This window comes from Brevibacillus sp. NPDC003359, from assembly GCF_042878995.1.
Classification (GTDB): Bacteria; Bacillota; Bacilli; order Brevibacillales; family Brevibacillaceae; genus Brevibacillus.
In genome coordinates, this window is record NZ_JBIAOR010000011.1 from 70,164 (window position 1) to 84,195 (window position 14,032).

Annotated in this window: 15 protein-coding genes and 3 pseudogenes; 12 read left to right on the forward strand and 6 right to left on the reverse strand. The window is 48.6% G+C overall.

Annotation, left to right across the window (positions count from 1 at the left end; translation table 11 throughout):
* Positions 1-95: 95 nt before the first annotated feature.
* The 6 genes and pseudogenes from ACFYU8_RS22340 to ACFYU8_RS22365 all read left to right on the forward strand — a co-directional run.
* On the forward strand, positions 96-1,052 hold the full coding sequence (locus ACFYU8_RS22340; protein ID WP_390303927.1) for a hypothetical protein: 957 nt from the start codon (positions 96-98) through the stop codon (positions 1,050-1,052).
* 218 nt (positions 1,053-1,270) lie between these two features.
* The gene (locus ACFYU8_RS22345; protein WP_390303929.1) at positions 1,271-2,485 is read left to right on the forward strand and encodes a GTP-binding protein; all 1,215 of its coding nucleotides are present in this window, start codon (positions 1,271-1,273) and stop codon (positions 2,483-2,485) included.
* A 23-nt stretch (positions 2,486-2,508) separates the two neighbouring features.
* Positions 2,509-2,659, forward strand: a pseudogene (gene rpmG, locus ACFYU8_RS22350) (50S ribosomal protein L33).
* Positions 2,660-2,801: 142 nt separating this feature from the next.
* Positions 2,802-3,929, forward strand: a complete 1,128-nt coding sequence (locus ACFYU8_RS22355) for a glycosyltransferase family 4 protein (protein ID WP_390303931.1) — start codon at positions 2,802-2,804, stop codon at positions 3,927-3,929.
* Between the two features lie 2 nt (positions 3,930-3,931).
* Positions 3,932-4,930, forward strand: coding sequence for a phosphotransferase (locus ACFYU8_RS22360; RefSeq protein ID WP_390303933.1), 999 nt, complete (start codon positions 3,932-3,934; stop codon positions 4,928-4,930).
* A 17-nt stretch (positions 4,931-4,947) separates the two neighbouring features.
* Positions 4,948-6,003, forward strand: a pseudogene (locus ACFYU8_RS22365) (glycosyltransferase family 4 protein); the annotation flags it as partial.
* A 102-nt stretch (positions 6,004-6,105) separates the two neighbouring features.
* Here ACFYU8_RS22365 and ACFYU8_RS22370 read toward each other — a convergent pair.
* From ACFYU8_RS22370 to ACFYU8_RS22380, 3 genes and pseudogenes are all read right to left on the reverse strand, one after another.
* Positions 6,106-6,234, reverse strand: a pseudogene (locus tag ACFYU8_RS22370) (hypothetical protein); the annotation flags it as partial.
* 166 nt (positions 6,235-6,400) lie between these two features.
* Positions 6,401-7,534 (reverse strand): glycerate kinase, encoded by a 1,134-nt coding sequence (locus tag ACFYU8_RS22375; RefSeq protein WP_390303935.1) that lies wholly within the window; start codon positions 7,532-7,534, stop codon positions 6,401-6,403.
* Between the two features lie 96 nt (positions 7,535-7,630).
* Entirely contained in the window at positions 7,631-8,794 is a 1,164-nt protein-coding gene (locus ACFYU8_RS22380; protein ID WP_390303937.1) for a cation:proton antiporter, read from the reverse strand.
* A gap of 230 nt (positions 8,795-9,024) precedes the next feature.
* Between ACFYU8_RS22380 and ACFYU8_RS22385 the strand changes: the two genes are divergently transcribed.
* Positions 9,025-9,360 (forward strand): cupin domain-containing protein, encoded by a 336-nt coding sequence (locus ACFYU8_RS22385; protein ID WP_390303938.1) that lies wholly within the window; start codon positions 9,025-9,027, stop codon positions 9,358-9,360.
* Positions 9,361-9,419: 59 nt separating this feature from the next.
* Here ACFYU8_RS22385 and ACFYU8_RS22390 read toward each other — a convergent pair whose 3' ends face one another.
* The 3 genes from ACFYU8_RS22390 to ACFYU8_RS22400 form a co-directional block, all read right to left on the reverse strand.
* A complete protein-coding gene (locus ACFYU8_RS22390) occupies positions 9,420-9,554 on the reverse strand; it encodes a hypothetical protein (protein WP_390303940.1) in 135 nt (44 codons plus the stop codon).
* A gap of 26 nt (positions 9,555-9,580) precedes the next feature.
* Positions 9,581-9,871 carry a hypothetical protein gene (locus ACFYU8_RS22395; protein WP_390303941.1) on the reverse strand — a complete coding sequence of 97 codons (291 nt, stop codon included), beginning with the start codon at positions 9,869-9,871 and terminating at the stop codon, positions 9,581-9,583.
* 98 nt (positions 9,872-9,969) lie between these two features.
* Complete coding sequence (locus ACFYU8_RS22400) at positions 9,970-10,383, reverse strand: Lrp/AsnC family transcriptional regulator (protein ID WP_390303943.1); 414 nt, start codon at positions 10,381-10,383, stop codon at positions 9,970-9,972.
* A 118-nt stretch (positions 10,384-10,501) separates the two neighbouring features.
* Here ACFYU8_RS22400 and ACFYU8_RS22405 point away from each other — a divergent pair, with 118 nt between their 5' ends.
* From ACFYU8_RS22405 to ACFYU8_RS22425, 5 genes are all read left to right on the forward strand, one after another.
* A complete protein-coding gene (locus tag ACFYU8_RS22405; protein WP_390303945.1) occupies positions 10,502-11,260 on the forward strand; it encodes an MBL fold metallo-hydrolase in 759 nt (252 codons plus the stop codon).
* A gap of 155 nt (positions 11,261-11,415) precedes the next feature.
* Entirely contained in the window at positions 11,416-12,009 is a 594-nt protein-coding gene (locus tag ACFYU8_RS22410) for a winged helix-turn-helix domain-containing protein (RefSeq protein WP_390303947.1), read from the forward strand.
* A complete protein-coding gene (locus ACFYU8_RS22415; RefSeq protein WP_390303949.1) occupies positions 12,006-12,263 on the forward strand; it encodes a hypothetical protein in 258 nt (85 codons plus the stop codon). Before ACFYU8_RS22410 ends, ACFYU8_RS22415 begins: the two co-directional genes overlap by 4 nt.
* A gap of 35 nt (positions 12,264-12,298) precedes the next feature.
* The gene (clpP, locus tag ACFYU8_RS22420; protein ID WP_390303951.1) at positions 12,299-12,880 is read left to right on the forward strand and encodes an ATP-dependent Clp endopeptidase proteolytic subunit ClpP; all 582 of its coding nucleotides are present in this window, start codon (positions 12,299-12,301) and stop codon (positions 12,878-12,880) included.
* Positions 12,881-12,897: 17 nt separating this feature from the next.
* Positions 12,898-13,911, forward strand: coding sequence for an NAD-dependent epimerase/dehydratase family protein (locus ACFYU8_RS22425; protein WP_390303953.1), 1,014 nt, complete (start codon positions 12,898-12,900; stop codon positions 13,909-13,911).
* Positions 13,912-14,032: the final 121 nt, after the last annotated feature.

Here is a 14,032-nt window from a genome sequence, read left to right on the forward strand (position 1 = left end):
CAGGGAATATTTTACTAGCAACAATTGACCTAGCAATTTCGTTTAAAAATGTAGGATAGGAGTTGGATGTTATCTATACGAAGGAGGAGAATAGAATGAAAGCATGGCACAAAACGATGGCGGCAGTTCTTTGCAGCGGCGCGGTTCTCATGGCTTCGGGTGTTGGGGCTGACCCGGTTCAAGCGAGCGGTACCCAATCGCAGGCGTACGCGCCAGTAGTCTTATTGCAACCAGAGCAAAATATCCCGTTTACGATACAATTTGTCGATGGATTTGTGGCAAAAGTAACGAACACAAAAACAAAAGCGACGAGTACAGTAGATATATCGACCAATAAGGCAACATACGTGAAGCAAGGGATTTATTATGGCAATGGAAAACTGCAAAAGGCAACCAATGGCTATACGCAAAAGCTAGTAGAGCTGGTGCCATTCCGGGATGCGAAAGGCAACCTGCGTTATATGGGCAAGCAAACCTTGTGGGGACTGAACACGGAGGATCGCTTGGCAGTAGCGACCAGTGTGTGGAACATTGTCAATAAAGAGCCGCAGCTTCTACAGGTAACGGTTCAAAAGGCGGACTGGGACAATATGCCTTCGCTGGATGTGACGATCAATAGCGGCTTCAATATGGGCAGCGATAGTACCTTTGTCCTTGATACGAAGTATGCAGATGTGACTGGAGACAACATCAAAGATCTGATTTTGCTTGTAGGCGATAAGATGGGCGTATCGATGAATCAGACAGCCCATAACCTGCGTGTCGTGGTTCGCGAAGGAAAGAATAATCAGCAGACATTTATCTCTGTAGGAAAACGCGACAGCGGTATTCTTCCGAAGCTCGCCATCACGGATGGCAATGCCGATCAGGTGAAAGACATCCTCGTCACGATGCCGACTGCGACAGGTCATGTGTACAGTCAGATTACGTGGAAAGAAAATCGCCCGCAGCCCGTGGTCGATCAGGGGAAACTGAATGATCGTCAGGCGTACCAGCCAGTCATTGGGGCTTATGGGGAAGCGGTTGGGATGAATAAGGCGAAAAAACAATAGTGGAGCAGGCGTGGATGAAATCAGTCAGAGTGAAATCTGGCTGATTTTTTTTGATACTTCTTTGCAGGAGTAATCGTTCCCAAATTTTAAAAGGGTTTTCTCTGATTTTCAAATCGTAATAATTACGTTTTATGTTGACTTCGGTTATTTCGATGCGTTATGATAACAAACAAATCGTAATCATTACGTTTTAATTAAGCCAAAAAGGAGAACCCAGCATGAACATGAACGAAAACAAAATCCCCGTCACAGTCCTGAGCGGGTACTTGGGAGCGGGCAAAACGACGCTACTGAACCATGTCCTGAACAATCGGGACGGGCTACGAGTCGCTGTAATCGTAAACGATTTGAGCGAAGTAAACGTCGACGCCGCTCTTATCTCAACGGGCAGTGGTCTTTCACGTGTGGACGAAAAGGTCGTGGAGCTGTCGAATGGCTGCATCTGCTGCACCTTGCGAGAGGATTTGCTGACGGAAGTAGAGCGTCTGGCTTTGGAAGGACGGTATGACTACATACTGATTGAATCGACGGGAGTAGGAGAGCCGGTTCCTGTCGCCCAAACTTTCACATACGTAGACGAAGAAAATGGCATCAATTTATCGTCCCTGTGCCGCCTGGACACGATGGTGACCGTAGTGGATGCGTACCGCTTCTGGCATGACTTTTCGTCTGGTGAAAACCTTTTGGACAGAGGGCAGGCAGTGGGCGATGAGGATATCCGTGAGGTCGCGGATCTTTTAATCGACCAGATTGAATTCTGTGATGTGTTGATCTTGAATAAATGCGACCGTGTCGCTCCAGACGATTTGATACAACTGGAAGCCATTCTGCGCAAGCTACAGCCAAAAGCTCGCTTCATCCGCGCTGTTCGTGGGCAGGTAGACCCGCAAGAAATTTTGAATACCAATCTGTTCGACTTCGAGGCTGCCAGTCAATCAGCGGGATGGCTTGCTGAGCTGCAAAAGGAAGTGCATACACCTGAGACGGACGAGTACGGAATTTCCTCCTTCGTTTATCGCAGACGCAGGCCGTTTCATCCAGCCCGTTTTGAAAAGTGGTTGGAGAATTGGCCAGAAGAAGTCGTGCGTGCTAAAGGCTTTTTCTGGTTGGCGACACGAAATGACGTGGCGATGACACTTAGTCAGGCGGGCCCATCCATCGAAATCGGAACGGCAGGCTATTGGACAGCGGCGTTATCGGCAGAAGAGCAACAAGCCATTCTGGTAGAGGAGCAGGACTGGCAGCAAACATGGCATCCCGTACATGGAGATCGAACCACAGAGCTCGTCTTTATCGGGATCGATCTGAACCAGGAGCAAATCGTGAAGCATCTCGATGCATGTCTCCTGAACGACGAGGAATACGAGGCAGACTGGAGTAAGCTGCCTGATCCACTCCCAACGGCAGATGCTGTAATCGAGACGACCTTGTAACCAAAAAAGAGGAGGCTGCATCCATGCGTGTGAACAGTTACCCTACAATGCACGGAAACAGGAGATCGCAACTATATCACATCCAAAAACAAGCGGAATCATCCCGAGCGATTGGAACTGAAAAAATACTCACCGCGCCTAAAACGCTATACCCTTCACAGGGAAACAAAGTGAGGCCGAAAAATGTCAGAAGGCCGTAGGCACCGTGCCCAACACCTTCTTACCACCCAAACATAAAATATACTTGTATCTAACAATGAAGAATGTTTCCCGGATGCGCGATGCGATCAAAGCGAGTATACGAGGAGGGTACTATTTGGAGAACGACAACAAACTAAAAGTGTTGGTCATGACGAATGAGTATCTACCCAAAATAATCGGAGGACTAGGGATCGTTGCTACTCATTTGTGTAGAGAGTTGAGTAGGAATGGTGTGGAGGTAACGGTACTATGCACCGGAAAATCCAATCGATTGACGATCTCAAAACCAAACGAAAATTTGCGCCTTCTTCGATTTCCAAAAGTTCCTCGTTACTTTAATCGCACAAAACAATCTTTCAAAGCGAAATCCGTCTTGCATGCGATGTCCACAGCGGGATTCGCCAAACCTGATATCATTCATGTGCATAGTACGGAATTTGCGGATACTTCCAAAATGGCCAAAGCCCAGTTCCATGTGCCAATCGTCTATTCATGCCACTCCCTGGCCTCTCAAGGTATCTATTCGCCGTTTGGAAAAAACCAGACAAAATTAATTCGGAGTGCAAGTCAAATCATTGTGCCGAGCAGGTGGCAAATAGCTGCAACAAGGGGACGTTATCCCCATACAACTATCCATAAATTCTCTGTGATCCCCCACGGTGTGAAACCTATAACCAAGCAGTCGAAAGCTGCCCCAACCAAATTGCTGTACGTAGGAAGACTGATCCCTTCCAAAGGGATAGACGCCTTAATAAAAGCCATTGGCCTTCTGTCACGAAACCAAAAACGTGTACATGTAACCATTGTAGGAAGCGGCAATGCCAGCTATCAAAGAAAACTCAAAGCCCTTACAAGACGAGTTGGCGTCACGAAGAGAATTCGCTGGGTCAAACAGTGCAAATTCGGAGCCGTGCAACGGATGTACGCTTCTTACGGTGCCGTTATTGTGCCAAGTAAAAAAGAATCGTTTTGCTTGGTTGCATTGGAAGCGATGGCGAATGGTGTACCACTTATTTCGACCTTGTCGGGAGGATTAAAGGAATTTGTAAATGCCCAAAATGCCCAAATCATTTCCATAGTAAATAGCCCTAATATAGCCCGAGCCGTTAAAGCGTTTTGGAATAATCCTTCCCTAGCGAAAAATAGAGTACGCAATGCCCACTCAACTGCCGAACAATATAAATGGTCTTCGATTGCGCTTCAATATCAATCATTGTTTACAAACCTGAACAAGGCGGAATGACAATGAGCAAACACACCATTACCGGTATAGCCAAACAGTTTGGAGTACGGGTACGCCAACAAAAGAAAATTCGAGGAGGAATCCATCGGATTGTAACGCCAGGGGGCCGTACGTTCAGTTTAAAGCGGATGCCAAAAGGAGTAGCACGAATACGGTGGGTCGACCGGATGCTGATGCACGTCCGACAAAGTGGATCACTTTTGGCATGGCGGAACCCAAAGAGGCCGGAGGGGCGCAGAATCTATCGACTCTCGAAAAAAGGAGAGGTTTTCGTACTCACTCCCTGGATTTCGGGGAGGAAACCCTCACCGCGCTCTTTCGCTGATATGAGGGCATGTGGTGCCGCGTTGGCATGTTTTCATGAGTCTGGACGTACAGCTCTCAAAGGGAGTTTCGCTTACAGTCAGATCGGGACATGGTACGCCACTTTACGTAACAGGCACCGATATATACAAAACAAGATGGCAAAAGCGAAGAGAAATGGCTTTAGCCAGCCTATTAACCGTTTTATCAAACAGCACGAGGCGGAAATCATGCGTTACTCCAGACAAGCAGAAGCATTATTGAATAGCAGCGAATATAACAATTGCCGTCGCAATCCGCGTAAACATGGAGTCCTGTGTCATGGTGATGGGGGACCCAGCAATTTTATTCTCAATGATGAAGGGACCTACCTGATCGACTTTGAAACCTTGCATGTCGATCTGCGGGCCTATGATTTATATCGGATCATTTATAATTCATGCAAAGATTATCAATGGGATTTTTCCATTGCCAAAGCTATTCTGGATGGTTATCGTCAGGTTGCCACACTAAACAATAGCGACTATAAACTGATGCGCGCCTGGCTGCGATTTCCGTTCTCGACATTTTTAGTACTGTCCCCATTCAAAAGAATCCCGTTTAACATGAAGCGGTTACGATGGGCACTTGATTCAGAGAGGAGAATCGGTCCTTTTTTGCAGGAACTTGATGAGTATGCTGCAAGTCCTAGCTCTTAAACAGGAGAGGGTTCGATATGAAAATCGTCATCATCGCCCCCGAGCAAATCCCCGTCCCCCCCATTCTTGGGGGTTCCGTCGAAATTACGATTCTGGCGATCGCCAAAGAATTGAGTAAACGACACTCGGTCTCGATTATCAGCAGAGCGCATTCTCGTTATCCAAAGTATTCCGTTATTGATGGAGTGCACGTTTATCGTGTTCCTACCGGCGGTCCTGCGAAATATTTGACCCATGTGAAAAAAATCCTGAAAAAACGCCGATTTGACGTTTTGCAAATTGATAACCGTCCGGAGTTCGTCAGGCCGATAAAAACGATGTCTCCGAAAGCTACGGTGTCCTTGTATCTTCACTCGCTGACTTTTGTCAACCTTCCCCATACCAGCAGGGCAGAGACTTTGGCCGGATTACGAAAAGCAGACTTGATCATCACCAACAGTTCATCACTTAAAAGTCGACTTTCTGCTCGTTTTCCTCGTATATCGAGAAAAATCCGGGTTGCATGGCTCGGCGTCGATACATCTCGCTTTTCCCCTACTCAAAAAACCTCTCATCCCCGTGCCTTCACCTTGTTGTTCGCGGGCAGGCTTATCCCACGCAAAGGCGTTCCTGTATTGCTTCAAGCGGCTAAGCTCGTGAAAAAACAGATAGCCCAACCTGTCAAAGTAATGATTGCCGGAGGATCACCAACAAGCAAATATGCAAGGCAATTGCAGTCGCTCTCTCGTAAATTTGGCGTACATGCCGAATTTCTAGGTACGATCCCCCATCGTAGAATTCACCGCGTTTTTAGAAAAGCCGATTTGTTCATTTGTCCTTCGCAAAAGCATGAATCGTTCGGCCTTGTTAACGTCGAAGCGATGTCTTCCGGATTGCCAGTCGTTGCCTCGAAAAACGGGGGCATAAAAGAAGTGATTCAGCATGGCCGTTCTGGATTGCTGATCAAAGAATATAGAAATCCGCAGGCCTTCGCCGATGCGATCCGTTCGCTGATCATGAATAAGCCACTGTATTTGAAAATGAAGCAAGAAGCTCGCCAGATTGCCTTGGAAAAGTTTAGTTGGCGTGCCACAGCGGATAGGCTCAACCACATTTATGAATCTGAAAAAGCTGAGTGTGACCAATGTCTGGACACGATAAGCGGTGGTCAAATTCATGTTGGAGAATTGGAACACGACCCAGAAATAAGAGTCGTTAACATGACTGATGATCATTGCGCCTCCGACCCCGATCAATGCTGTGATGCCATCCTGCAACAATTTGACATCGTCCACGATTGGAGTGGCTTTGGTGACTGCACCCACAGCATCACCAGCAATCGAGTTTTCCAAAATCTTGCCGATTTGCCTACCGAAAATGATGACGAGTCCGATGGGAGTGATGATTACGCCGAAGCTACCTTCGATTTCTTTTCCGATATCGGCTATCAATGGCTTGTCGATGCACTCCTATACGGTTAATACAATGCACTCAAGATTTCAGGCTATAAATCCGCATGACCTGCTCGGCTGTCTGCTCTAGGAGCGAGGCGGTTTCGCGCATCGATTGATCCAGCGTCATCGGTTTGGTGGTGATACTGAAAACGGCAGAAACGCCTTTTTCATAAAGGGCTTCGATACCGTTTCCAATGGAACCAGCGAGGACGATGACGGGAATGCCGTATCGTTGCGCGACTTGGGCAACTCCGCATGGCGTCTTTCCTTGGGCCGTCTGGAAGTCGACCTGTCCCTCACCTGTGATAACAAGCTGGGCTTTTTCCATGGCTTCCGCGAGTCGGGTCGTCTCGATCACAATCTCAATCCCGGAACGCAGCTGACCATTCAGAAAAGCGAGAAGGGCACCAGCGACACCACCCGCAGCACCTGTTCCAGGTAAATCGTGAATAGCGACGCCGCGGATCCTTTCGATCAAGTCAGCGAAATGGCGCAAATGGTCATCCAGTTGCAGCACCATTTCCGGTGTCGCTCCTTTTTGCGGACCGAAAACGTGAGAAGCGCCATTGGGTCCAACAAAAGGATTGGTGACATCACACGCGATGATGAAGTGACAGTCAGACAGCCGCTTATCAGCCTGACTCGTATCAATACGGCTCAGTCGTGATAATTCACCACCTCCAAAAGAGAGTGGCTGATCGTATTGATCGAGAAGCACATATCCGAGAGCTTGGAGCATGCCAGCGCCTCCGTCATTGGTAGCGCTGCCGCCCAGTCCCAGAATGAACTTACGGCATCCTTGATCCAGTCCGGCTGTAATCAACTGACCAAAGCCATAGGTCGTCGTGACAAGCGGGTTGCGTTCTTCAGTAGAAATCAAGTAAAGACCAGATGCAGCAGCCATTTCAATCACACAGGTTACACCGTCGCCCAAGATGCCGAATTCTGCAGAAATGTTCTGTCCGAGCGGGTTTTTTACAGTGGTGGTCAGTATTCTGCCATTTGTGGCATCAACCAGGCATTGCATGGTACCTTCTCCGCCGTCTGCCATCGGTTTCACTATTAGTTCACTATGCGGGAGCACGCGTTGAATCCCTGAGCGAATGGCTTCGCCCACTTGTTTGGCAGTCAGGCTACCCTTAAAGGAGTCTGGAGCGATCACAATTTTCATGAAGGTGTTCCTCCTATCAGAAAAGAGGGCTGTTTTCTTCATCATAATAAAAAAGACTGTCCCCCGCATCTATGGCGAGCAACAGTCTTGGATGTGTTAGGCGTTCTTTTTCAATGCCATTTCTTCTGGCTGTGCCGTTTTCGAGAAGAACCATTTCATCATTGGTGGCGTGACGATGGTTGTTAAGAGTACGACGACAATCAGGACGGCAAACATGTCTTGTGTGAGCAAATTGTTCTCCAAGCCAATGGCGGCGATAATGAGGGCGACTTCGCCACGTGATACCATCGCTGCACCAATGGCCATCGAGTTTATCCACGGGAAGCCCGTGATTTTTGCACCGAATGCACCACCGATGAGCTTGGAAATGATTGCGAGGACGCTCAAGAGCACAATCAGACCTAGATTGTCCCAGATGCCAGCAAACTGTGCCGTTACCCCGATCGAGGTGAAGAACACTGGCACGAAAACCGCATAGCTGATGGTTTCGACCTTGTGTGTTACTTCTTGCCTGTAATTGGTCAAGCTGATGGCAACACCGGCGATGTAGGAACCGATGATGGCAGCAACCCCTGTATATTCAGCAAAATATGCGAACATGAAACAGATAATGAGCGCTGCGGAAATGACCGATTCTGTGACCTGCAACGGAGCGAATTTTTTCAAAATCCATGGGACAACCTTCCAGGAAAGAACGATGACGATGGCGAAAAACGCGACCTTTTTCAAAACCACCATGCCGAGATTCACATCGCCGCCAGCGAAGCTCATCAAGAAAGCGAGTGCCAGGATGACCAAAACGTCATCAATAACAGCGGCTCCCATGATCGTTGCGCCTTCTCTTGATTTTAGCTTGCCCAATTCCTTCAACGTTTGTACGGAAATACTTACACTGGTAGCAGAGAGCAGCAGTCCCAGGAAGATCGCTTCGATGTTGGAGAGGCCAATCGCAATCCCGGCACCATAGCCGAGTGCAAGTGGTATGACAATCCCGGCGATACCTACGCTGGTTGAAGACTTGGCGGTGCGTTTGAACTCATCAATATCGGTCTCCAAGCCCGCGATAAACATGAGCAGGATAACCCCGATTTGGCTAATTTCCTTGAGGATTTCTGTGTCCGTGACCAGCCCGAGAACGGTAGGACCTAACACGATACCGATGAGCAGTTTCCCCAAAACGGATGGTTGTCCCAGCCGCACGCTGATGTCACCAGCAATTTTGGAGGCGATCAAAATGACAGCCAGTTGAAAAATAAGCATGTGGTTTCCCCCTTTTTGCGAAATAAAAAAGAGCCCGCAATCACAGCTTTCTTTTTGTCGGCTAAAAAAAGACAAAAAGAACCCTATGATGACAGGCTCCTCCAGTAACGAATCAAATATTCACTTATAATACAAAAATATTTTAACATACTGGGCAGAAAAAGTAAACACTTGGTGACAAATGTTCCTCAGCGTGTGAAGATAGAGCAAAAACCGGAGGCGGAGCAGGTATGGCGAATATTAGCAAAGCGAATGCAGAGCATTACATGTGGGGCGATCAATGCGATGGCTGGCATCTGGTCAAAGGCCAGGAGCTCAGCGTCATTCATGAGCGGATGCCCGGAAATACAGCAGAAGCGCGCCATTATCACGAGCGGTCGCGTCAGTTTTTCTTCGTACTGTCAGGACAGGCTATGCTAGAAGTGGATGGCGTCCGACATGTGATCAACAGGCAAGAAGGAGTAGAAGTTCCTCCGGGAGTCAAACACCAGATGAAAAACGAGGGAGCAGAGGATGTGGAATTTCTCGTGATTTCGCAGCCGACAACAAGAGGAGACCGCATCTAAGCAGATTAAAAAAAGCCTGACCATCAAAAGAAGCGGCCAGGCTTTTATATGCGTCAAACTTATTTGAAATTGGTAAAATCGGACATTTGTGCGAAGATATCTGCCAATGCGTGCATTCCTTCGAATGTTTGATAAGCGAAAATAGGCAGACCTACAGCAAACAACAAAACTTCTCCGATATATTTGGCGATCATATGATCAACCTCCTTTTGGATGTTTGTTACGCTACGCGATCCAAAACGAAGGAACCATATGTATCCATTTCGCCGTCTGTATGCTGTATGCGCCTGAATAAGCGAAGGCGCTGCGGTTGCCTTGCCGCCATTGGATAAGTCTCGACCAACAACGTGTTAATGGAAGGTCGGTACGTATCCGTGACGTTCTGATGAAGAGCCCGGTTTTGCAGGTAGCACTGTCTGAGACAAAAAACAGAAGTGAAGCATCCTACAAAAAGCGCGACCAAGGCGAAGAAATCCTCCAGCGAAAGCAGCAGCAATAGCATATCTTCCATGGCGATTCTCCTCCTTTCGTATTCCTCATTCTACTCTTGTTCACAATATCGAGCAACCCCGAAAAATCATGAGAGCGGATACATTGCCAAAATGCCAACTATTTCAATTTGTTGATCGATAGATTGACACGGTAGTTCCCAAAAGGAAGCAGGGCATCTAAAAAGTGATTGAGGGCCTCTTGATCTGGAACATGTATCACCATGGTATAGCAGCCTTCTCCGCTGATGCGGTGCGCTTCTACGATCTCGCTTCGACTTTTGATAAAACGAGTGAAGAGAGAATGATCGGTAGTGGTCATGAACATGGTGACCAGAGCAGTGAGGAATGGGGCGATTTTGGCTTCATCAATGAGCGTTGTGTAGCCTTGAATAATGCCTTGCTCCTCCATTCGTCTAATGCGGTTGCCGACGGCTTGACCGCTTAGATGGACCTGTTCGCCGATGTCCTTCCACTGCAATCGGCTGTTTTTGCGCAGCAAGGCAAGGATGGAGAGATCGATTTGGTCTAGCATGCGTATCTCCTTTCACGGCGAAAGTGGGTAGCCAGCAATCGTTTCGCGGCGACCGTTCGCGGCCTTATACAATAAACGTACATCCATTATAACGATAACGAGGAAAGGAAGAAATGACATGCAGATTCAGCTTGTACGACATGCTACCTTGCGTGTGGAATATGCAGGGCTGACATTTTTGGTCGATCCGATGTTTAGCTCCAAGGGCGAAATGCCAGCAGTACCCAATACGCCGAATCAGCGTCCGAATCCAGGCGTAGAATTGCCTATATCTGTGGAGGAGGTACTTGTTGGCGTGGACGCTCTCTTGGTGACGCATACCCATTTCGATCATCTGGATGAAGCGGCCATACGTCTTCTCCCGAAACATTTGCCTGTATTTTGCCAGCCATCTGATGTGGAAAAGCTGGTGCAGCATGGCTTTGAACAAGTATTCGCCATCGAAGAAGAGTATGAATGGCAAGGGATACACTTGCATCGGACGAGTGGTCAACACGGAACAGGCGAAATTGGACAGCAGATGGGGCCAGTATCTGGCTTCGTCTTGGAGCGGGCTGGTGAGCCAACGCTATATGTGGCGGGAGATACGATATGGTGTGAAGAGGTCGAGCAGGCCATTTCGGCGTATCATCCGGGTGCGGTCGTCGTTTTCGCAGGTGCGGCGCAGTTTTTGACCGGAGATCCGATCACGATGACGAAGGCAGATATTGCGCATGTCGCAGATGCTGCTCCAGACAGCCGTATCCTCGTTGCTCACATGGAGACGTGGAATCATTGCTTGCTCAGCCGTCAGGAATTGAATGAATTTTTGCAGGAAACACAGCTGTCCGGTCGCGTACATGTTCCGCAGGATGGCGAAATCATCTCTTTTCAGTGAGTAAACAGAATACAAATGGAATGACGAGAAAAGCTCCGCAGGTCATAGCGGGGCTTTTCTCGTTGTCGAAAAAAAGGCTCATCCATCATTTGACAAACAAAAACTCACGTAATAAACTATTTTTACGTAAATGATTAATGTCATGAGGTGTTGTTGTGGCGTACGAACAATTGGAAACATATGTAGTCGAGAAGCCGGAACAGGCGATGGCGCTATTGAACCCGCTCCGTGCCGAGATATTAAGTCGTTTGGCAGAGCCTGCTTCGGCAGCAGAAGTCGCACGTGGTATCAATGAAATCCCGCAGCGTGTCAATTATCACTTGAAGGCCTTGGAAAAGGTCGGATTGGTCAGGCGGGTAGGAAGTCGACAGGTGCGCAATCTCGTCGAGGTGCTTTATTTGGCGATTGCGCGGACGTATGTGCTCTCGGAAGGACTGAACTGGGCCAACGATACGGTTCAGCAAATGAAGGATCAAGGGTCGCTGTCTCATCTGGTCCAGACAGCAGAACGAATCAAGCGGGATGCCATGCTCTTGCTGGAGCGCTCTGATCAAGAGGTGGAGGTTCCGAGTGCCACGCTGAATGCGAGTATTCAACTTGCCAGTGCGGAACAGCGCAGTGCTTTTGTAGAGGAGTACGTCCAACTGGTGAATCAGCTTGTGGCGAAGTATCAGCCAAAAGAAAAGGGAAAAGAAACGTATCAGGTCGTTCTCGCGGTTTATCCAAAACAAGGAGGAGACGAGGCATGAAGGCACAAGCTGCGGAGTCAAACAAGTCCAAACCCGTAATCATCTGGGAAAGTCGAGTCAAGCCCGAAACCGATCAGATCATCGCCATGCCAGCCCGAAATGGAAATGGTGTTGCTGTCGAAAGAGAGGCAGCTGTTCAGACATGGTCAGTTGGCCCGGCTAACAATCCGGCAGTGGTGACGCAGGTTTCTTCTGGATTTCACAAAAAGTCCGTGGCGTTACCGCAAGCAACCAGCATGCGTATGGCCGCGTAAAAAATCGAGCGCAAACAAGCGAAGGAGGGTTTTTCATGAATCTCATTCCGGTAGTAGTCGAGCAAACGAGTTATGGAGAGAGGTCCTATGACATTTACTCCCGATTGTTGAAGGATCGCATCATTTTTCTCGGTAGTGCCATTGATGATCAGGTAGCCAATGCAGTCGTCGCCCAGCTGCTGTTTCTGGCAGCTGAAGACCCGAAGAAAGACATACATCTTTATATCAATTCGCCTGGCGGCTCGGTTACGGCAGGAATGGCGATTATCGATACCATGAAATTCGTAGCACCTGAGGTGTCCACGATCTGCACGGGGATGGCAGCGTCCATGGGTGCGATGCTTCTCGTTGCAGGAGCGCCGGGCAAACGCTTTGCCCTGCCGAACGCAGAAGTCATGCTCCACCAGCCATGGGGAGGGAGTCAAGGACAGGCGAGCGATATCAAGATTGCAGCAGACCGTATTATGCGACATCGCAACATGCTGTATACGATCATCTCGGAGCGTACAGGAAAGACAGTCGAGCAAATCGAAAAAGACGCAGACCGCGACTATTTCCTTACTGCCGCAGAAGCGCTCGAATACGGCTTGATTGATAAAGTAATCGAAAAATTGTAGAGCTGGGGGTGCCCGGGGTGAAGATCCTGTTATTAGGGGGAACGCGTTTTATCGGTCCACATGCAGTGAAGCGTTTGGTAGATTCAGGTCATGAGGTTGCGGTATTCAATAGGGGGATTACCCCCGGTGCTGCCTCTCTTCCACAAGGTGTCGTCTCGATTACGGGAGATCGTTCCCGCCTGGATGAATACCGGGAGGCTTTTCGTTCCTTTGCACCTGATGTCGTTGTTGATCTGTTTCCGTACACAGAAGCAGATGCCCATCTGCTGATGGAAACGTTTCAGGATATAGCAGGTCGTGTTGTAGCGATCAGCAGCTGTGACGTATATCAGGCTTTTGGACGGGTGAACAAGATCGAGTCGGGTCCAATAACGACGGAGCCGCTTACGGAGCAGTCGACGCTTTGCGAGAAGCGCTATCCGTTCCGCGGGCACAGATCAGATCGCGAATATTATGACAAGGTACTCGTGGAGCAAGTCGTGATGGGGAAGCAGAGTCTGCCGGGCACGATTTTACGCTTGCCGATGGTGTATGGCCCACATGATTACCAGCATCGCGTCTATCCGTACCTTCAGCAGATGCGTGACGGAAGTCCGTTTATTTTGATCGAAGAAGGCTTTGCTTCTTGGCGTTGGGCACGCGGCTACGTAGAAGACATCGCGCATGCCATCTGCCTGGTTGCCACCGACGATCGGGCAAAGAATCAGATTTACCACGTAGCAGAAGAGCAATGCTTGTCGATGCGAGAGTGGATTGAACGAATCGGCAGCGTTTACGGTTGGAATGGCAAAGTGATTACAGCGCCTTCTGCTGAGTTGCCAAATGAGTGGGTCCCGCAGATCGAAACGAAGCAGCATGTTCAGTTGGATACGGCAAAAATCAGGAGAGAGCTGGGGTATACAGAACAAACTGCCGCAGAGGAGTCCATGCGTCGCACACTTGCATGGGAGCTCGATCATCCTCCCGAAAACGTTTGGCAAGGAATCGACTACTCGACAGAAGATAAACTCGCCGAGAGACTTGGTGTTTAATGTAGGGGGTTTGGACCGTCAGGATGTTGTCTGGCGGTTTTTTGTTTGCACATCAAAACAAAAATCATCCTGGCTTTAAATTTCTCAATATTTTTGTAGAACATACGTTCTTATTGTGATA